This window comes from Verrucomicrobium sp. BvORR106, assembly GCF_000739655.1.
In the GTDB taxonomy this organism is placed as follows: Bacteria; Verrucomicrobiota; Verrucomicrobiia; order Verrucomicrobiales; family Verrucomicrobiaceae; genus Verrucomicrobium.
The window spans coordinates 1-18143 of record NZ_BATR01000062.1; the positions used below are offsets into that span (position 1 = coordinate 1).

General features: G+C 62.5%; 16 protein-coding genes. 8 read left to right on the forward strand and 8 right to left on the reverse strand.

Annotation, left to right across the window (positions count from 1 at the left end):
• Nucleotides 1–709: PQQ-binding-like beta-propeller repeat protein (locus BV106_RS09830; protein WP_265595502.1), on the reverse strand; the 709-nt coding region annotated here is incomplete at its 3' end.
• Between the two features lie 23 nt (nt 710–732).
• On the opposite strand from BV106_RS09830, the gene BV106_RS37195 reads away from it, so the two are divergent.
• From BV106_RS37195 to BV106_RS09845, 3 genes are all read left to right on the forward strand, one after another.
• Complete coding sequence (locus BV106_RS37195; RefSeq protein WP_051945550.1) at nt 733–1140, forward strand: Dabb family protein; 408 nt, start codon at nt 733–735, stop codon at nt 1138–1140.
• A 109-nt stretch (nt 1141–1249) separates the two neighbouring features.
• The gene (locus BV106_RS35360) at nt 1250–1954 is read left to right on the forward strand and encodes an SET domain-containing protein-lysine N-methyltransferase (protein WP_051945552.1); all 705 of its coding nucleotides are present in this window, start codon (nt 1250–1252) and stop codon (nt 1952–1954) included.
• A 60-nt stretch (nt 1955–2014) separates the two neighbouring features.
• On the forward strand, nt 2015–2821 hold the full coding sequence (locus BV106_RS09845) for an alpha/beta hydrolase (protein ID WP_265595503.1): 807 nt from the start codon (nt 2015–2017) through the stop codon (nt 2819–2821).
• A 430-nt stretch (nt 2822–3251) separates the two neighbouring features.
• Here BV106_RS09845 and rpiB read toward each other — a convergent pair whose 3' ends face one another.
• Nucleotides 3252–5498 carry a ribose 5-phosphate isomerase B gene (rpiB, locus tag BV106_RS39170; RefSeq protein WP_038163981.1) on the reverse strand — a complete coding sequence of 749 codons (2247 nt, stop codon included), beginning with the start codon at nt 5496–5498 and terminating at the stop codon, nt 3252–3254.
• Between the two features lie 124 nt (nt 5499–5622).
• Here rpiB and BV106_RS09855 point away from each other — a divergent pair, with 124 nt between their 5' ends.
• The 5 genes from BV106_RS09855 (at nt 5623) to BV106_RS09875 (ending at nt 10697) form a co-directional block, all read left to right on the forward strand.
• A complete protein-coding gene (locus BV106_RS09855; protein WP_038163983.1) occupies nt 5623–5994 on the forward strand; it encodes a type II toxin-antitoxin system RelE/ParE family toxin in 372 nt (123 codons plus the stop codon).
• A gap of 37 nt (nt 5995–6031) precedes the next feature.
• Nucleotides 6032–7237: a magnesium/cobalt transporter CorA gene (corA, locus tag BV106_RS09860; protein ID WP_265595504.1), complete on the forward strand. Its 1206-nt coding sequence runs from the start codon at nt 6032–6034 to the stop codon at nt 7235–7237.
• Between the two features lie 74 nt (nt 7238–7311).
• Nucleotides 7312–8475 (forward strand): aminotransferase class V-fold PLP-dependent enzyme, encoded by a 1164-nt coding sequence (locus BV106_RS09865; RefSeq protein ID WP_038163985.1) that lies wholly within the window; start codon nt 7312–7314, stop codon nt 8473–8475.
• Nucleotides 8476–8560: 85 nt separating this feature from the next.
• Nucleotides 8561–9502 carry an STM4015 family protein gene (locus tag BV106_RS09870; protein WP_038163987.1) on the forward strand — a complete coding sequence of 314 codons (942 nt, stop codon included), beginning with the start codon at nt 8561–8563 and terminating at the stop codon, nt 9500–9502.
• Nucleotides 9456–10697 (forward strand): STM4014 family protein, encoded by a 1242-nt coding sequence (locus tag BV106_RS09875; RefSeq protein WP_265595505.1) that lies wholly within the window; start codon nt 9456–9458, stop codon nt 10695–10697. The genes BV106_RS09870 and BV106_RS09875 overlap by 47 nt, the downstream gene beginning before the upstream one ends.
• Here the strand turns inward: BV106_RS09875 and BV106_RS35365 are convergent.
• The 6 genes from BV106_RS35365 to BV106_RS09905 form a co-directional block, all read right to left on the reverse strand.
• A complete protein-coding gene (locus BV106_RS35365) occupies nt 10673–11614 on the reverse strand; it encodes a DUF6745 domain-containing protein (RefSeq protein WP_051945556.1) in 942 nt (313 codons plus the stop codon). The two genes, BV106_RS09875 and BV106_RS35365, sit on opposite strands and share 25 nt — an antisense overlap.
• Nucleotides 11615–11626: 12 nt before the next feature.
• Entirely contained in the window at nt 11627–12004 is a 378-nt protein-coding gene (locus BV106_RS09885; protein ID WP_051945558.1) for a hypothetical protein, read from the reverse strand.
• Nucleotides 12005–12013: 9 nt separating this feature from the next.
• Entirely contained in the window at nt 12014–12931 is a 918-nt protein-coding gene (locus tag BV106_RS09890) for an STM4011 family radical SAM protein (RefSeq protein WP_038164007.1), read from the reverse strand.
• 16 nt (nt 12932–12947) lie between these two features.
• Complete coding sequence (locus tag BV106_RS09895; RefSeq protein WP_038163990.1) at nt 12948–14264, reverse strand: STM4012 family radical SAM protein; 1317 nt, start codon at nt 14262–14264, stop codon at nt 12948–12950.
• Complete coding sequence (locus BV106_RS09900) at nt 14261–15070, reverse strand: STM4013/SEN3800 family hydrolase (RefSeq protein ID WP_038164010.1); 810 nt, start codon at nt 15068–15070, stop codon at nt 14261–14263. The genes BV106_RS09895 and BV106_RS09900 overlap by 4 nt, the downstream gene beginning before the upstream one ends.
• Nucleotides 15071–15823: 753 nt before the next feature.
• Nucleotides 15824–18115, reverse strand: coding sequence for a M60 family metallopeptidase (locus BV106_RS09905; RefSeq protein ID WP_038163991.1), 2292 nt, complete (start codon nt 18113–18115; stop codon nt 15824–15826).
• Nucleotides 18116–18143 lie beyond the last annotated feature (28 nt).

Consider the following 18143-nt stretch of genomic DNA (forward strand, 5'->3'; position numbering starts at 1 on the left):
GGGCTTCGCTGTCGTCATCGGGCACGGGGCGTCCTTTTCCGCCGACGTTGACGATCACCTTGTTTCCCTGCACCAGCGGGCTGCTGCCCTGGCCGAAGAAGTCCTGAGGCACATGGAACTCCGCACGCAGATCCCGCTGCCAGAGGATCTGCCCCGTCTTCAGGTCGGTGCAGGTCAGGATGCTGGTGACCCCGTGGGTGAGCACGCGGTCTCCAGCAATCACGGGTGAGCTGCGGGGTCCGTTGGCGAAGCCGTAGCGATCCCGGTACTCCATGGGGTAGCCCTGGGTCCAGTAGCGCTGTCCCGTTTCGGGGTGCAGACACTCGAGCACCTCCTTGCCGCCTTCGGCATGAAACAGGATGAGGCGGTCGCCCTGAATGGCGGGGGAGGTGTAGCCATCGCCCTTGGCGACCTCCCAGACCTTCGCTGGTCCTTGAGCAGGCCACTGATGGAGCAGATGCGTTTCGGGGGAGGTGGCATCGTCGGTCGGCCCCAAGAAGCGGTGCCAGTCGCTGGTCTTGGCGCCCGGATTGAGGGGGGCCGGGGCGGTATGAAATTTGAGCCGGTCAAACGCGGCGGGAGGCGCTGCGGTCGCATCCTTTAGAGGGTGCACTTTGGGGGGCGAGGGATCCGTCCATGGCTCGGCATGGATGACGGATGGAGAAAGGGCCAGGGCCAGGGCGCAGAAGAGTCTCGACAGGGGCTTCATGTCAGTGGCATGGTACGGAGCGCATGAACAAATCCAATCGCTTGTTGTGGATCGCTGCGGTGTTGACCTTGGTGTTTCAGACGGGGTGCGCTCAGCTTGGCTACCAGCGAGCTCCAAAGAAGGGCGAGGTGGAGCATGTGGTGCTGTTGTGGCTGAAGGAGCCGGGTAATGCCGCCCAGCGGGCCACTTTGGTGGAGGCAACGCGTTCCTTTGCCGCAATCCCCGGCATCCGGTCCATCAGCGCTGGGGCGCCTTTGGCGAGTGACCGGCCGGTGGTGGACGACAGCTTTGATGTGGCCCTGGTCATCCGGTTTGAGAGCAAGGCCGCGCTGGACGCCTATGAGGCGCATCCGGTACACACGAAGGCCGTAAAGGAAGTGCTGCTGCCTGTGACCCGCAAGCTGGTGGTTCATGACTACACGGTGCAGTGAGGCCCACAGGCGATTTGGGAGGATCTGAAGTGACGCTCTCCTCTGGCAGGGAGGTTGCTTTGCCTTGACTTGTGTAACGCCGGAGTCACCATGCCGTTCTTCAGCAATCATGGCCAACAATCCCAAGCCCCAGCCCAACGAGTGGTACGTTGTGCGCAACTCCCAGATCCACGGCCGCGGCCTCTACGCCCGGAAGGATATCCCGAAGGACACCTGGATCGTGGAATATGTGGGAGAGCGTGTGGACAAAGACGAGAGTGATCGTCGCGCCAACGCCCTGCTTGATTCAGCCAAGGAAAGCGGGGGAGCCCGCGTGTACATGTTCATCCTCAATGATGAGTGGGACATCGACGGAAACGTGTCCTGGAACACGGCCCGTCTCATGAACCACTCCTGTGAGCCCAACGTGGAGGCTCAGACCTGGGACGAGCAGGAGATTTGGTTCGTGGCTCTGCACGACATCAAGAAGGGTGAGGAGCTCACCTTCAACTACGGCTTTGACCTGGAATGCTGGGAAGATCATCCCTGCCTCTGCGGCAAGGCGTCCTGCGTGGGCTACATCGCAGGGGATGACTACTGGCCTGCTCTGAAGAAGAAGGTGGCTGCCAAAAAAGCGCGGGAAGAGAAGAAGCTGCGCGAGGCCGCCACCGTGAAGAAAGTTGCCAAGGGCAAGAAGAGCGTGACGAAGAAGGTCGCAGCGAAGAAAGAGGTCGCGGCCAAAACGGTTGCCGTCTCCAAGAAGACGGTCGCCAAGAGCGTGAAAGCTCCTGCCAAAAAGAAGCAGGCCAAAAAGTCCAAACCCGCTGCGAAGTAGCAAGACCTGTCGCAGCTGAGGCGTTCAAGGGCGATGCAATGCGTCGCCCTTTTTCGTGTCTTGGTTCTGTTGTTTCTGTGCGTGGGGATCGCTGGAGTGGGGCGTGCGGGTCTGACGGCGGACATTGAATTCGCCAAACCCGATGGCGTAAGCCTGACGCTGGACGCGTTTGTGCCTGAGGGGGCGGGGTCTTTCCCGACCGTCATCCTGGTGCACGGAGGGGGATTCGACAAAGGAGACAAGAACACCTACATCAAGCCCTTGTTCGAACCCCTGAGCCAGGCGGGCTTCGTGTGGTTCACCATCAACTACCGCCTGGCGGGGCAGCAGCCCTGGCCAGCGTGCCTGGAGGATGTGGAATCTGCCGTCCGCTGGGTGAAGGCTCACGCTGCAGAGTACAAGGTGGATGTGAAACGCATCGCCCTGGTGGGTGAGTCTGCCGGTGGGCACCTTGTTTCCTATGCCGGAACCCGGTCGCAAGGCGACACGCAAGTCGCGGCCGTGGTGCCATTTTATGCCCCGCACGATCTTGAGATCCGGGCCCGGGCGCGCCAGGAGGTGAAGGAAGGGGCCGCGAAGATGTTCCAGGTGAACGTGAAACCAGGTGATGCCGATTTTGTGAAGCTGGGCAAGGCCTCACCGATCAATTCGGTCAAGGCAGGGATGCCGCCGTATTTGTTGATCCACGGCGATCAGGACCCGACCGTTCCCTATGAGCAGTCCATCGCGTTTCAGAAGAAGATGAAAGCCCTGGGGAACGTGTGTGAATTGATCACCGTGCCCGGTGGTGGCCATGGCATGGGGCCGTGGGGGACGGGGGCTTACGCAAGTGAGATGGTGGCGTGGTTGCGGAAGGTGATGAAGTGAGTTTGGGGGGGAGGTAAGCGGTAAGTGGTAAATGGTGGGCAGTGGGTGCAACGGTCCGGCGTCCTTCCGCATGGGGCGAGGCGGGATGGCGAGTAACTCAAGGAGCGGCGGTTTGTGCTTGCACAACCGCCGACCGTGGCCGGAGGAATGCAACGACCAAGCACCCCAATACGATGGGGCCCCACTAGGCAACAGGGACCTTGACGCTCAAGCGCTCCGTTCAAGCCCGGCGGTTGTGCAAGCACAAACCGCCGCTCCTTGGGGCTTGGGCAGGGTGTTGGTGCCGGATCTCAGAGATGAATTGACTGAGGGACTTCCCTCATCTCCGCCTAGACACGCAGATCCAACGCAGGCTGAAGCCTGGACTCCGTACAGCTTCTCTCCCAACACCTTGACGCACTGACGCACCGCCCACTGACGCACTGGCTCCTCACGGCAGCGGGAAGCTGCGATTGATGTCGGCGACGGTGCGCTTGATGTTGTCCAGGATGACCGGTTTGTCGCGATACTCCAGCGCCTCGTGGATGAGGGCGGCGATCTGCTTCATCTCGGATTCCTTCATGCCGCGGGTGGTCACGGCTGGCGTGCCCATGCGGATGCCACCGCCAAGGGTGATCTTCTCCGTGTCGAACGGGATGCCGTTCTTGTTCACGGTGATGCCGGCCAGGTCGAGTGTCTCTTGGGCGAGTTTGCCATTGAGGCCGCGCGGACGCAGGTCCACGAGCATGACGTGGTTGTCCGTGCCGCCGCTGACGATGCGGTAGCCGTGGGAGGCCATGGCGTTGGCCAGGACCTGGGCATTGCGCACCACCTGCTGCTGATACGACTTGAAAGACGGCTGCAGGGCTTCATGGAAACAAACCGCCTTGGCCGCGATGACGTGCATGAGTGGTCCGCCCTGTACCCCGGGGAACACCTGGGAGTTGATCTTCTTGGCCAGTTCTTCGTTGTTCGTCAGCACAATGCCGCCGCGGGGGCCGCGCAGGCTCTTGTGCGTGGTGGAGGTGACGAAGTCCGCGTGCGGCATGGGGCTGGGGTGCACGCCGCCTGCCACGAGGCCTGCGATGTGGGCCATGTCCACAAAGAGGTAGGCGCCCACGCTCTTGGCGATCTCCGCCATGCGGGCGAAGTCGATGATGCGGGGATAGGCGCTCGCACCAGCGGTGATCATCTTGGGCTTGCACTCCTCGGCCTTCTTGGCCAGCGCGTCGTAGTCGATGCGCTCGTCCTTCTGGCTTACGCCGTAATGCACCACTTCATAGAAGCGGCCGGAGAAGTTGGCCTTGTTGCCGTGGGTGAGGTGACCGCCGTGGCTCAGGTCCATGGTCAGGATCCGGTCGCCGGGGTCAAGCACGGAGAAATAGACGGCTGCATTCGCCTGGGAGCCACTGTGAGGCTGCACGTTGGCGAACTTGGCACCGAAGATTTGGCAGACGCGGTCGATGGCGAGTTGCTCCACCTTGTCCACCTCTTCGCAACCGCCGTACCAGCGCTTGCCGGGGTAACCTTCCGCGTACTTGTTGGTGAGGCAGGTGCCTTGAGCGGCCTGAACGGCGCGGCTGGCGAAGTTCTCGCTCGCGATGAGCTCGATGTTGTTCTGCTGGCGGTGTTCCTCCGCCACGATGAGCTCGGCGATGGCCGGGTCCACCTGCTTGATCACATCCGCCGCGCGCTTGCGCAGGGAGTTCATCTTGTCCACCCGGCGGGCATGGCGGCCGCCTTCGAAGGGGGTGGAGACAAAGGTCTCGACGATCTCGACTGCGTCATCCAGCGAGGTGGTGGCGCCAGCCAGGCAGACCACGTTGGAGTTGTTGTGCTCCCTCGTCACCTTGGCGGTGGCCACATTGTGGACGAGCGCGGCCTGGATGCCGGGGTGCCGGTTGGCCGTGATGCTCATGCCGATGCCGGTGGTGCAGACCAGCACGCCAGCACTCACCTCGCCGCTCAGGACGCGATGGCAGACGGCCTCCGCAAAGTCAGGATAGTCCACACTGCCCTTGCCGTGAGTGCCGAGATCGCTCACCGGGTAGCCTTTGGAGCGGAGGCGGGCCACGATGGCGTCCTTCATCTCCAGGCCGCCGTGGTCCGTGCCGATGGCGACGGCGGGCAGCTTGACGGCGGGGGCCGTTTCCACCGCTGGCGCAGACGGAGTTGCGCTCTCAGGGCTGGCCACTGCTGCGGCTTCTCCAGCCTCGGAGGCAGCGCTTTCCTGCTTGTCGAACGTCTGGTCGATGTAGGCGAGCACGCTGGGCAGCACCTTGAGCAGGATATCACGGGTCTCCTCGTAGGCATCCAGCCCCGCGCCGAAGGGATCGTGTACATCGCGTCCTCGCAGCTCGTCGTCCGCGGCGAATTCGCTCACCAGGTAGGCCTTGTCGGAGGCCTCGGGGAACATCATCTCGATGGCGCGCAAATGTCCTTCAGACAGGGCAAAGATGTGGGTCACGTCATCCAGGAGCTCCTTGGAAACTTGCTGGCTCTTGAATCCAGGCAGATCCAGGCCCATGCGGCGCAGCAGTTCCACCGTGTTGCGGCTGGCGCTGTCTCCCGGGTAGGCTCCCACTCCGGCGGAGAGGACCTGGTAGTCGCGGCGCTCTTTGACGAGATCGCGGAAGAGGGCCTCCGCCATCGGGCTGCGGCAGGTGTTGCCGGTGCACACAAAGAGGACGCGTTTCAAGGGCAGTATAGGTAAGGGTTGGTCGAAAGCCGGGGGCGGGCAAAATGCCCCCACCCGCCGGGTTTGTCAAAGTCGCGGCGAAGTTTGACTTTTCAACGGCACGCTCCCCGCTACTGTCCCGCGCATGCTTCAGATAGTATTCAATGAGATCAGTGCCTCGGAATTGTCCCGGCTCCCGACCCCGGTGCAGTTCACCTTGCTGGAGGCGCTGAACATTCAGCCTGAAGACGTGGACCAGAACCGGATCGAGCAGCGTTTTGGCGTGATCAATCGTGGCACGGGCAAGCTCTACCGCTGCCGTGCCGGGGACTACCGCATCTACTTCGCGGTGGAAGATTCCCATGTGAAGGTGCACCGCGTGCTGCATGGCAACACGCTGAAGGACTTCCTCTTCCGCAGCAACCTGGGCAGCGCCGGTGAGGACGAGGTGCTTGGGGAATCAAAAAGTTTCTGGAAACTCATTGAAGAGGGTGAGCGCACCCTGAAAATGGTCTGAGCCGCACCGCAGGCCGGGACGGCGAGCTTAGATTCCCATGAATCCGTCGTCCTCGTCCTCGTCTGAGTGCTTCAAGCCCGAGCCCCCCGCTCCGGATCCCAAGGAGGATGCGGAGGAGCAGGTGGAGGGCCGTTCCCGATTCCATTTGCCCCGGTTCTTGGGCCGGGGCCCTGGCAGTGCCCCCGGCATCGAGGTGGCGGATCTGGGGAAAATGACCAGCGGCCCGGGCCGTGTGGTGGTGAGCTGCATCGACTACGCCCCCGGCGAGGTGTGTGCGGTCGACATTCTGGACATTGATGACTTCCTGGAGAAGCATCGGCCTGCCTGGTCCTCCGTGCGCTGGATCAATGTGGATGGCCTCACCGACATGAAGGTGATCCAGGCCCTGGTGGCCAAGTATGACCTGCACCCGCTGGCGGTGGAGGACACGCTCAACCCCGGCACCCGGCCCAAGGTGGAGATCTACCCCGGGGACGATGGGCACCAGGCCCGTCTTTTCCTCGTGGCCAAGATGATCTCGATGGAGAAGAAGGGGCTGCACTGTGAGCAGATCTCCTTTTTCGTGGGCAAGCACACCCTGCTGACCTTCCAGCCTACGCGGGGCGACGTCTGGGACCCTGTCCGCCAGCGGATTTGCAAGACGGGCTCCCGCATCCGGCAGAATGATGTGAGCTTCCTGCTCTATGCGCTGCTCGATGCCATTGTGGACCAGTGTTTCCCGGTGCTGGGAGACTACAGTGACCGCCTGGAGGATCTGGAGGAGGAGGTCCTGCTGCGCCCCACGCCCGGCGTCATCAACCGCATTCACAATCTCAAGCATGAGCTGCTCCTGCTCCGTCGGGAGTTCTGGCCCATGCGGGAGCTCATCCACGGGCTCCAGCGGCTGGATCATGACCTGTTTTCCGAGACGGCGTCCCTCTTCATGCGGGATGTCTATGATCACGCGGTGCAGGTGATCGACCTCATGGAAACTTACCGGGAGGTGAGCATCTCCATCATGGAGACTTACATGAATGCGATGAGCCACCGCATGAACCAGACCATGAAGGTGCTCACGGTGCTCTCCACCATCTTCATGCCCCTGTCGTTCCTGGCGGGGGTGTATGGCATGAACTTCCACACCATGCCGGAACTGGAGACCGGGTGGTCTTATCCCTGGATTTATCCCATTGGCTTCTGGACGCTCTGTCTGTCCATCGTCTGCGGCATGTTTGTCCTGTTCAAGAAGAAGAACTGGCTCTAGGAGAAGGGGACGATTGTGGAATGTGCGCTCCGCTGCTCGGGGCGAAACGTATCCCTGCTTTCCTCACCGCCCCTATGACTCTCGACGAACTGCTCGCTTCTGAATCCACCCGCATCGCTGAGTTTCCGGTCGCGGAGAAGAGCATCTTCATGGCTCATGCGGGCGTGTGCATTCTGCCGCGTCGTGTCACGCGGGCCATGCAGGAGTATCTGGAGATGTGCAGCCTGCAGCATCAGGAGAGTGGCGATGTCTGGAGGCATCTCAATGAGACGCGGGTGATCGCCGGCAAGCTCATCGGGGCCAAGGCCAGTGAGATCTCCCTGCTGGGGCCCACATCGCTGGGGCTGAGCCTGGTGGCCAACGGGCTGCCCTGGCAGGCGGGCGATGAAATCGTGTGTTATCACGATGACTATCCTGCGAACGTGTACCCCTGGATGGACCTGCAACGCCTGGGCGTGGTGGTGAAGTTCATCCAGACGGATGCGCCCGGCGCGGTGACGGTGGAGGCGGTGGAGCAGGCGCTGAGCGCGAAGACGAAGTTCGTGGCTCTGGCCTCGGTCCATTTCTTCACGGGAGCCCGGATTGATGTGAATGCCATCGGCCAGATGCTGCGGCAGCGTGGCATCTTGTTCTGCCTGGACGCGATCCAGACGCTGGGTGCCTTCGACACCTCAGTGGAGTATGTGGATTTCCTGAGCGCAGACGCGCACAAGTGGATGCTGGGGCCGATGGCGGCGGGGATCTTCTATGTGCGGGAGGAGGTGCAGGAACTGCTCCGCCCGAGTCTCGTGGGGGCGTGGAATGTGCGCTCGCCCAACTTCATCGCGCAGGATGAGGTGGTCTTTGAAAAAGGCGGTCGCCGCTACGAGCCGGGCGTGCTCAATGCCGCCGGCATCTACGGCATGCGGGCCGGGTTGGAGATGCTGCTGGAGTTTGGCATCGAGAACGTCAGCCACCGCCTGCTCACGCTGAAGCGGCATCTGGTACCCCGGCTGCAGGCACTGGGGTTCGAGGTATTGCCGCCTACCGATGGGGCCTCTGCCTCCGGCATCACCACCGCCACCCGCAGTGGCGGTGTGCCGCTGGAGCGGGTATTTGATCACCTCACGGCCCACCAGGTGGTAGTCTCGCTTCGTCACAACCGGGCGGGCGTGCCGCATCTGCGCTTCAGCCCACACGTGTACAACACGGAGGCGGAGATCGACCGCGTGGTGGAGCTGATCGCCAGCGCCAGCTGAGGCGGGGGGGAGCCTTCGTCAAAAAAATCACCATTCCAGGCTGGCCATTCGCGACAGGTTCTGGCATTTCATAGGACCTACCCCTATGTCACGGCACGAGCATGCAACCAATTGGCTGGGTCTTCCCGTTCGGATTTTCGACGAGGAGGCATCGGAAAAGGGCATTCAGGACTACAAAGGTGCCATCTACCGGCTGGTGCGGGACTGGGACACAGAGATCTCCATGGAGGAGCTGTTTGCCCGTTTCGTCGCCAATCCCGCCTGCAAAGACACCACAGGCATCATCATTGGCGCCTGGGCCGGCGATGATCCTTCAAACAACAGCGAGGGCATCGTGCAGCTCCTGGTCTCATCCCGGCATGCGTTGCCCAATCTCAAGGGCATCTTCCTTGGCGACATCCTGAGCGAAGAGAATGAGATCTCCTGGATCGAGCAATCGGACGTGTCTCCTCTCTTCGCGGCTTATCCTGAGCTGGAGCACTTTCGGGTTCGTGGGGGCAACGGTCTCTCCTTTGGTGAAGGGGTGCGGCATGACTACCTGAAGTCCCTCACCGTGGAGACGGGCGGCATGTCCCAGGCCCTCCTCCAACAGATTGTGAAATCCCAGTTCCTCTGCCTGGAGCACCTGGAGGTCTGGACCGGAAGTGATGGCTATGGGTGGGATGGCTCGCTGGCAGACCTGCTGCCCGTGCTGGAAGGCAGACTGCTGCCCACGCTGAAGCACCTGGGCGTGCGCAACTCTGAGATCGCGAATGAGGTGGCGCAGACGCTGGCCAGTTCGCCTCTGTTGAGCCGGATTCAAAGCCTGGATCTCTCCCTGGGTGTCCTGCGGGATGAAGGGGCGCAGGCGCTTCTGGACAGCCCTGCTGTGGCCTCGCTCAAGGCGCTGGACCTTCACCACAACTTTCTTTCCGAGGCGATGTGCAAGTCGCTCGAACGGAAATTTCCCGGAGTGAATGTGGAGGAGCAGCAGAAGCCGGATGAGTGGAAGGGCGAGATCAGCTACTACGTCGCCGTGGGTGAGTGAGTGCGAGGGACAGGGAGTGAGGTGCCACCTCTTTGTCGTGGGCGTTCCCGGGACAAAGAGGCTTCTGCATCTGCAGGAGGCGGTTTCCCGACGGCCCGGGATGCAGATGCATGTCTGGTCCTGGTTGGATGTCATCCGGGGAGAGGTGGACTGGACTGAGCTCAGAAGGCATGACCGTTGTTTCCTGCGTCTGGAGTCGCCTGGAAAAGACTGGGCGGTGGAGCAGGCGATCTTGCAGCGCGGCAGCGGCCTCGATCTGGAGGTGGGCCTGGAGTCCTGGACGGCGGAAGAGGTGGGTTCGATGACCTTACGCCCTGGAGTGATACTGGCCCAGGCGCAGTGGTGGCGGGGTTGGTGCCACGTGTTGTGGGGCATCCGTCGGCGGCTCGACGAAGCGCCGCCGACGGTGTTCTGCACCAGCCCGCCCGAGGAGGTGGCCATCCTCTTCCACAAGCACTCCTGCCAGATGCGACTTGAGGCGGCGGCTGTGCCCTGTCCCACGGCATCCGGCATCATCACGGGCGGCTACGCGGAGATTCGCGAACTGATGGAGAGGCGGGAAGGCGGATGGAAGCGGTTGTTCCTCAAACCGTGTCACGGTTCCTCCGCGTCCGGCGTGGTGGCTCTGGAAGTTTCACCCCGGCACGGCATACAGGCGCGCAGCACCGTGGAGATGAGGTCTGCGACCAGGGGTAGGGGGGAGCTCTTCAACAGTCGGCGGGTGAAGCTCTACACGGATCCCGTACAGGTGGAGCAACTGTGTGAGGCCGTGTCACGGCATCGCGCTTATGCGCAGCAGTGGGTGCCCAAGGCAGGCTGGCAGGGCCTGCGGATGGATCTGCGCGTGGTGGTCATCGCGGGACGTGCACGGCATGTTGTGCCTCGGCTCAGTGAGGCCCCCATGACCAACCTGCAGCTGGGCGGGCGCAGGGGAGAGGCGGAGGAGCTGCGGGCTCACATGGGAGAGGAGGCATGGCAGCGGCTGATCATGACGGCGGAGGCCGCCGCGGCTGCATTCGCCACGTCTCTGCACGTCAGTCTGGACATTGCGCCCACGAGCGGCTTTCGTCGTTTCCTCGTTCTCGAGGCCAATGCGTTTGGAGACTTCCTGCCGGATTTGCTCTGGGAGGGGCGCGAGACCTATGACTGGGAACTGGATGCGATGCTGGCTCAGGTCTCCACCAGCGGTGCGTAGTCTGCCGGGTTGTCGAATCCCGCTGTCCAGGCCACGGCCTGGTGGCAGGTCTTCATGGCCGGGGGGACGCGGATGAGGTAGTGACGACCGGTGCTCGGGCAGTTCACGGAAACACACACCAGATCCTCATCGCCCGGGAGGGGGAGGCGGTAGAGCTTGCGCACTCCACCGGGGTCGGTGTCTTCGTGCAGGGTTTCCGCTCTGGAGTCGGAGAGGAACCGCTCCAGTCCCACGCGCTCGATCATGACGCGGCGCACCTCGGCGTTGCGCTCGGCGAGAATCTCCGCCGTGGTGAGGGTTTCAGGTTCGAAGACGATGCGGCGGCTCACCGCCACGCCCCGCCAGCGCAGGCCGATGTTCTGGAGATGATCCGGTAGTTGTGTGATCCCAGTGCCCGCGAAGTCGATCCAGGACAGGATGTCGATGCCAGGAGGGAGGGACTTGATCTGGGAGCAGTTCCGGATGTCGAGCGCGTTCACCGGGCCCAGATCGTCGGGCAGGTGAGTCAAGGCGGTGCAGTTGCGTGCTGTGACGTTGCCGATGTGGACCTTCGCGGAAGCGGGCCAGGTGGAGAGAGCCCGGCAGTCGCTGATGTCCAGGTAGTCCACGTCCAGCCCTTTTGGCAGGGCTTGCAACTTCACACAACCTCGGAGGATGAGCACGCCGGTCTTGAGATTCTCGGGCAGAGAGTCCAGGGACTCGCAGCCATTGAGGTCCAGCTTGTGGCTGACGGAGAGGTCGGCTGGCAGGCTGCGCAGCGCGGTGCCACCTGCGCGGAGGGTGTGGCAGTGCAGGCCAGCGGGCAGGGAGGAGGTGGCGGCGTGTTTGGTGAGGTCCAGCACACCGGCGCGGGCACCGGTGGGCGCTTGGCCTGAAGCGATAAGAGCGGCCAGCTCCGCAGAGGGGATTTCGTTCATGATCTGAGGCTCTCAGTCTACGACGCGGCGGATCTCCTGTGGGCTGTACTCCCGCTGGATGCGTATTTCATAGATCCCCTTGGGCAGGGTGATAGGTCCGTGCTCCTCATGCACGATGGTGGTCTCGTTGGCCAGGACTTCGAGATAGCGTCCGCTGCCGGTGCTGAGCACCCGCGCATCGGCCGCTCTCTCCACACGGTGGGCATGTCCTGTGACTTCGCCTTCCGCGAGCACGGGCTTCACCACTTGATGTTCGCCCTTGGGGAGGACCTTGGCCTGGATGATGAACACATCCCCCTGCCGCCACATGGGGGCCGCGGGCTTGCTGAACAGGGAAGGCTTGGGGGCCTCTTTGCTGACCTTCTTTTTGGGGAACAACCAGTCAAACATGTGGGGAACCTAACCCGCAACGCCGCCCTCTGCCAAGGCGGAAATCTGGGCTGGGTCAGGGCGGCGGTGGGGCCAGCCGAGAGGGATGCGTTCAAGTGTCTGATCGCCAAACACTTGAGTCAGCCCAGGGGAATCCATGTGAATGTAGCCAATGTGGCAGCCGCAGGTGGCCGTGCCGCAAGGGCGCGGCGCAAGCCGGGCGGGGAAGTCGGGCTCATAGATGTTGCCGATGACGTCTTTGATAAAGTGGCAGCGTCGAGCCTGCCCATCGCCATCGACGGTGAAGGCGGTGTGACCGGCACGACAGGCCCGCCCCAGGCTGGCGTGGCGATGATTGTTTACCGGAAACACGGGATCGATGTCCGTGAGTTGTCGGATCTCCTCTGAGCTGTAGTAGGCAGGATCGCGTTTGTAGGCGTTCACCCAGAGGTACACGTGGGGCGGTAACTCCTCGCGCAGTCGCTCGATTTCGAGGAAGTGTTCTTTCATGCCCACCACACCCACGCTGTAGCGGGCTCCGGCGGTTTCCAGCCGTTCGCATTGCGCCAGGAACTTCTGCCGCGGTGTTTGAGTGGGGTGCCATGTGGTCCAGAGAGCGGCTCGGGTCCAGTCACAGGTATCGAGCCATTCCAGCTTGCAGGCCAGATTGGTCTGAATGGAGACGGTGCCCACATGCGGGGTATGGCTCAGCGTGGCCAGGGCCTGCTGGTACGCACGGTGCACCAGCGCCTCACCCCAGGGGGTGAAGAGCAGTCGCACGGGACGTTTAATTTCCTGAACCCATTGCACGAACCGGTCGAGCCGGATCGCGTCGTCCGCCAGTTCTGCCCGGGTGTTGCGCGTCTTGGCAAAGGGGCAGTAGGTGCACGCGTAGTTGCAGCTCGAAAGCGGTCCACGATAGAGGATGGTCCAGGCGTCGTCCGTCATGGGGATCATCCCTTCTTCAGGCGAGTTCAAACTCCTGCATCCTCGCCTTCATGGCGTCGGAAAAGAGCCAGGGGCCGATCACGTCGGAGAGCTCCAGCCCACGGCGTGTGGGCTGCAAGCGGGCGCCGGTATCCAGCAGGGCACCTTCTTCCATCAGTTCCGTGAGACGGGGGAAGGCCTCGATGACGGGACGTTGGAAGCGCTCCGTCCATTCGGTATGGAGCAAGCCATCGTCCCGCAGCAGACTTTTGATGAGATGCCGGCGTTGTTGTTCCTCGTCATTCAGGCCACAGCCGTAGTCCGCGGCGGCGAACTGGTTAGAGGGAGTCTGCAGGTACTGGTCGAGGATTTCTCGCACCTTATTCTGGCTGACACCGTACTCGGAAGAGTAGTGCCACCGGGTGGTGTAAGACCTCGCACCCGCGCCCAGACCCACCATGCCGTCCTCCTGGCAGCAGTACACGGGACCTTCAGGAGGTTCGTATCCGGGCGCGCGGAAGAGCCGCATGGACACCTGCCGCCATCCCTTTGAAGTCAGGAAATCCACCGCATGCCGGAGGAGGTCCATGCGCTCGTCCATCGGCTCTCGCCCGATGCGGTGCAGCCCGGTGAGGGGACGGACATAGAGCGGATAAAGGTAGATCTCCTGCGGCGTGAAGGAGAGCGCCTCGTTCAGAGACTGCTCCAGCGACGCGGTGGTCTGGCCCTGCATGCCGTAGATCAGGTCGATATTCAACACCGGGAACGCCGCCTCTTGCAGCGTGCCCAGGGCCTGCCGGACCTTGTCGATCTTTTGAGGGCGGCCCAGGGTGCGGGTCTCGCTCTCGATGAAACTCTGCACGCCGATGCTGGCCCGCGTCACCCGGTGCTGCTTGAGCACCGCCAGGCGGTCGGTGGTGACCGTGCCTGGAGACATCTCCACGGCCAGGGGCATGTGGGGAGCGCGCTGGAAGCGGTTCAAGATGTTAAACAACCTGTCCAGCTCTTCCGGTGCCAGAAAGGTGGGGGTGCCGCCGCCAATCGCCCCGCGGGCAAACTGGGCGTCCGGACCCAGCGCTCCATGCACCTGCTCCACCTGTCGCTCCAGGGTGTCCAGATAGCGGCGGGTGAGGGGCTCGTCTGCGCCGGTGGTGGTGAAGAGATTGCAGAAGCCGCAGCGCATCTCGCAGAACGGGATGTGGGCATAGAGGAACAACGCACGGCGATCCTCCTCTGCCCAGAGTTCCTTCAGAGGCAGGGCGGGTTCGAGCCGTTGATACGCCATCTTGTGCGGATACGCATAGGCGTACCCTTGGAAGAAGCCGCCGCTCTGAAAGTAGGTGCGGAAGTTCATGCGGCCTCCTTTTCGGGAGTGAGAACCGTCTCGCCATACGGCACGGTCCAGACTGAAGGATGCGCCAGTCGGTGGCCCGTCCAGCCTTCTTCACCATAAGCGGTGCCGTGATCAGAGAGAATCAGGCAGAAGACGGGGCGCTGACGCCGCTGCAGGGCGGTGGTGAGGAGCGGAAGCTGCGAGTCCACATAACGCAAGGCGGCGGCATGGCTCTCCAGATCATCCGGGCCCTGCTCGCGGCAGTAGAAGTAGTTGGGCTGGTGCAATGCGGAGACGTTGATGAAGAGCAGGCTCTTCTGGTCCGGGGGCAGTGCAGCCAGACGTTCCGCGGCTTTGGTGAACTGAAGCTCCGTGGAGTGGCGATTGGTCACGCCCATCTCCGTGCTCCAGTGCGCCTCGTGAAAGAGCCCGGGCAGGACCCGGCTGACGGCGGTTTGTTGATTGAAGAAGCCCACGCCGCCGATGCAGAGGGTGTGATAACCCTCATGCGCCAGACCGGTGACCCAATTGTCACATTCAAAGGTCTTGGTGTGCGTGCCGGTAGTTTCACTGCCCGCGAACTTCGCCGCGAAGAGCCGCGTGTTGTCAGCGGAAGGATCTGCCGGAGTGGGCAGGAACCCTGCGAAGAAGGCCTGGTGCGCCGCATAGGTGAAACTTCCCGGCGTGTGCCGCTTTTCCCAACCGCGCGGCAGTAGCGCGGAAAAGTGCGGCGTGTTCCCGGCATGAAGCTCACGCTCCGCCACATCGTAGCGCAACGTATCTAGCACCAGCATCAGAATATCGTGGCTGCCCACGATGCTGTTCATGTCCCAAGGCATGAGTCATGTTTCCTGAACGGCGGGAGGGCTGCAACGAAAAACGGGGCCTGACCCGCTGCGCGGGAGACAGAAGACTTGAGCCGCCTGAGGGCGGAGACGCCAGACACCAGACCTGAGACAGGGAGGGGTGTGAACTTTCCGGAAGAGAAGTTGGAATTGAACCCGGAGGGTTCGCCACGAATAGCCACGGGTGGAGCGAGCGTAGCGAGTGCAACCCGTGGATGTGAGGGCGCGTGTTCTACCGCGGAGCGGTAGGCCTGATGGTGCAAGCTTCGGTGAGTGTGAGATCGCGGGAAGGGTCTCAGGGGCAGTCAATGCGATGGGCCTACCACTCCGTGGTAGAAGACCCGAGGGAGCTACCATGGGTAGTCCTCGCTACGCTCGGCCGACCTCATGGCTATTCATGGTGAACCCTCCGGGTTCGGCTGCAAACACGCTACAGCACCGGGACAAGCTGCAATCGACGATGTTCCATTGTTGAGCCGCCTCATAGGCAGTCAGGATGCCAGGCGCACTGCGAGCGCCTCTCCCTTCGTACACCCGCGGGGCCGGAGACCCCGCCTCCTTTACTCTGCGGCCAAGTGGCCTTGAAGCTTGTTGTGAATAAAGGAGGCGGGAGTTCCCGGCCCCACTCAGTTGACCGTGCCTTTGCGCGGCCGAACCAAGCCCTCGAAGGATGGCAGGGTGAGGGAGATCCTCTGCACAATCACCTCCCAACACCTTGCCAACTACCCACTGAACTCAAAGCTCCTTCGGCATCCAAGGCTCCAGCTTGCTCACCTCTGCCTTTGCGCTTGATGTCACAGGAATGCCCCAGAACTCAAAGAATGGACCGAGGTTCTTCTTCGTGATCTTGGAGAACCTCACCAGGAACTGGTCGCGCTTCTCTTCGTCGTTCTTGGGGGTGGGGCCGAAGGACGGATCGGAGAAGGACCAGATGTATTTCTTATAGTTATCCCAGCCGAAGGCCTGCACGAGCTGCACATAGGTGGTCAGCGCATGGAAAGGATCGCCTTTCCACACCGCCCACTTTTCTCCCTGATCCTTGGCTTTCTTTGCCGCATCGATGTGTTTCTTGATGGACTCGGGGCTGACACCGCCGTGGCCGATCAAGAGCTCCTTCTTGAGCACCTCGGTGTAGCAGTAGAGGCCGAAGACGTTGTTGGTCACTTCGCCGGTGCCTTCAAAGGTGAAGTTGCCGCGCTGGTGGTTGTGACCGATCTCGTGATAGAAGCCCCATCCCGGGTATTTGATGCGGCCGTAGGTCACCATCTCCACCGTCTCCGGAGTGTGGATCATGATGGGGTAACCAGAGTGCATGAAGCCTGCGCTGATCTGCACATCGCCCACCATGCGCTCGGGCCGGGTGCGTTCGGCGGTCTGGTTGGCGATGTCATCTTGAGCCGTCACCACACGGTCCCAGAACTCCATGAGCTCTGTGGGGTTCGTGATCTTGCGAGCCACCTCGCTGGGGAGGCTCACCACCATCTTCTCGCCGGCCAGTTCCGCCCAGGGGCCCTGGGCCTTTTTGATGTTGTTCCACTGATCATCGGTATCACGACCCAGCTTGAAATACGGGGATTCCACGGCTCCGGCGATCTTCACCTTGAGCGGTTCAGAGGCGTTCCGTCGGGCACGACCGGGGACGGTGATGTATACGAGGCCTCCGAAGGCGGTGCCCACTTTGGTTTCGACATTTTCGATGCCGACGGTGCGGGTGATGTCTGGTGCACGACGCCAGCTTTCCAGGTGGTAGAGGGTGTCACTGTGGCAACCCACGCGGATGGCGAAGCCGCTGCCGACCATGGACTCCGGCACGGTCACGGTGAGCGGTTCTCCCGCCACGGCATACAGTCCGGTGCTGGTCCAGCCGTCGATGTTGGCGTCCACGGTTATTTCCTTGGTCACGCGTGCTGCGTCTTTGGGGGGCTGGCCGGGGAAGACGGCGGATGCGGGATGCGCGGCCACGGAGGGACTGCTGGCCAGGCGCAAGACGCGGGTCTCCATGCCCAGGCGAATGCGCTGGGAGGCGTGCTGGGCCATGGTCAGGGGTTGTTCTTTGGTGGGGATACCGGAGTCGCCTTCACCCAGGGCACCCATCACCGCACCTTGCAGGGAGTTGCGGCCGGGAGGCTGGGCAGCCAGGGCCACCTGGATGGCGTTCGTACCCTGGGCGATGTCATCCGGCGTTAGCGCGGGGCCGCCTTCCCGCTGTTTCTTGATGGCGGTGATGGCGTCGAACGCGTTCATCATGCGCGGCAACTCCGGTCGGGCGGTGAACTGGCGGATGACGGCGGCGTCAAAGCCACCGGCATCAGTGAAGGCGAGGCCCGTGGGCATGATGGCGTTGTTGAAGCCGTGGGCGATGCTCAGGGCTTTGCCGCCGCTCGTTTGCTCAAAGGCCCAGCCAGTCATGGCAGCGATGATGCCGCCACCGCCCTTGATGTACTCAATCGCTGCCTGGCCTTCGGCGGGATCGGTGATGCTCTGGGCGTTGAGGATGACCACGTCGTAGTCATTCAGTGACTTCTTCTCGAGCGGGCCTTCCAGCTTCTCCGCGCGGAAGCCCTTCTTGTCCAGGAAGGCGGTCAAGTTGGTTCCCTTGATCCCGATGCGCGGCTTCTCCTTGTTGCCCACCCAGCGCACGGCGTTCGGCAGCAAGGCACCCATGCCGCCGTCACCGGCATCTTCCGCGTTCAGATAACTATTGTGGCCGAAAATCATGAGGCGTCCCTTGCCGTAGCCAGCGGCGGCAGCGAGGGCGAGCTCCGGTTTGCCGGATTCTGCGGCGGAGAGCACCGGGAAGGCGAGGTTGCCCCAGATAGCGACCGGCCCAGGTGCTCCAAGCCTGGGGATAGAGGAAACGCCTGAAAGAATCTTGGCGCGTTCCGCGTTTTGCCATTCACCGGGTGATGCAGCCGGTGCCGGCGCGGTGCCGGGTGCCGTCGGCCGGGTGGGAAGAGCGGTCTGGGCGGAACCGGCCCCCTGGGACAGGGCCAGCAGAAGGGTTAGGGTGAGAGGAAGCGGTTTCATGGCGGTGGGTGGATGAGATGGAATGGGA

Coding starts and splice junctions, on each gene's coding strand:
- BV106_RS09885 (WP_051945558.1), bottom strand. CDS start 12,004: ATGTTTGACTGGTTGTTCCCCAAAAAGAAGGTCAGCAAAGAGGCCCCC.
- BV106_RS35365 (WP_051945556.1), bottom strand. CDS start 11,614: ATGAACGAAATCCCCTCTGCGGAGCTGGCCGCTCTTATCGCTTCAGGC.
- BV106_RS37195 (WP_051945550.1), top strand. CDS start 733: ATGAACAAATCCAATCGCTTGTTGTGGATCGCTGCGGTGTTGACCTTG.
- BV106_RS09905 (WP_038163991.1), bottom strand. CDS start 18,115: ATGAAACCGCTTCCTCTCACCCTAACCCTTCTGCTGGCCCTGTCCCAG.
- BV106_RS09875 (WP_265595505.1), top strand. CDS start 9,456: ATGAGTGGAAGGGCGAGATCAGCTACTACGTCGCCGTGGGTGAGTGAG.
- BV106_RS09855 (WP_038163983.1), top strand. CDS start 5,623: ATGCTTCAGATAGTATTCAATGAGATCAGTGCCTCGGAATTGTCCCGG.
- BV106_RS09900 (WP_038164010.1), bottom strand. CDS start 15,070: ATGAACAGCATCGTGGGCAGCCACGATATTCTGATGCTGGTGCTAGAT.
- BV106_RS09870 (WP_038163987.1), top strand. CDS start 8,561: ATGTCACGGCACGAGCATGCAACCAATTGGCTGGGTCTTCCCGTTCGG.
- BV106_RS09865 (WP_038163985.1), top strand. CDS start 7,312: ATGACTCTCGACGAACTGCTCGCTTCTGAATCCACCCGCATCGCTGAG.
- BV106_RS09890 (WP_038164007.1), bottom strand. CDS start 12,931: ATGACGGACGACGCCTGGACCATCCTCTATCGTGGACCGCTTTCGAGC.
- BV106_RS09895 (WP_038163990.1), bottom strand. CDS start 14,264: ATGAACTTCCGCACCTACTTTCAGAGCGGCGGCTTCTTCCAAGGGTAC.
- BV106_RS35360 (WP_051945552.1), top strand. CDS start 1,250: ATGGCCAACAATCCCAAGCCCCAGCCCAACGAGTGGTACGTTGTGCGC.
- corA (WP_265595504.1), top strand. CDS start 6,032: ATGAATCCGTCGTCCTCGTCCTCGTCTGAGTGCTTCAAGCCCGAGCCC.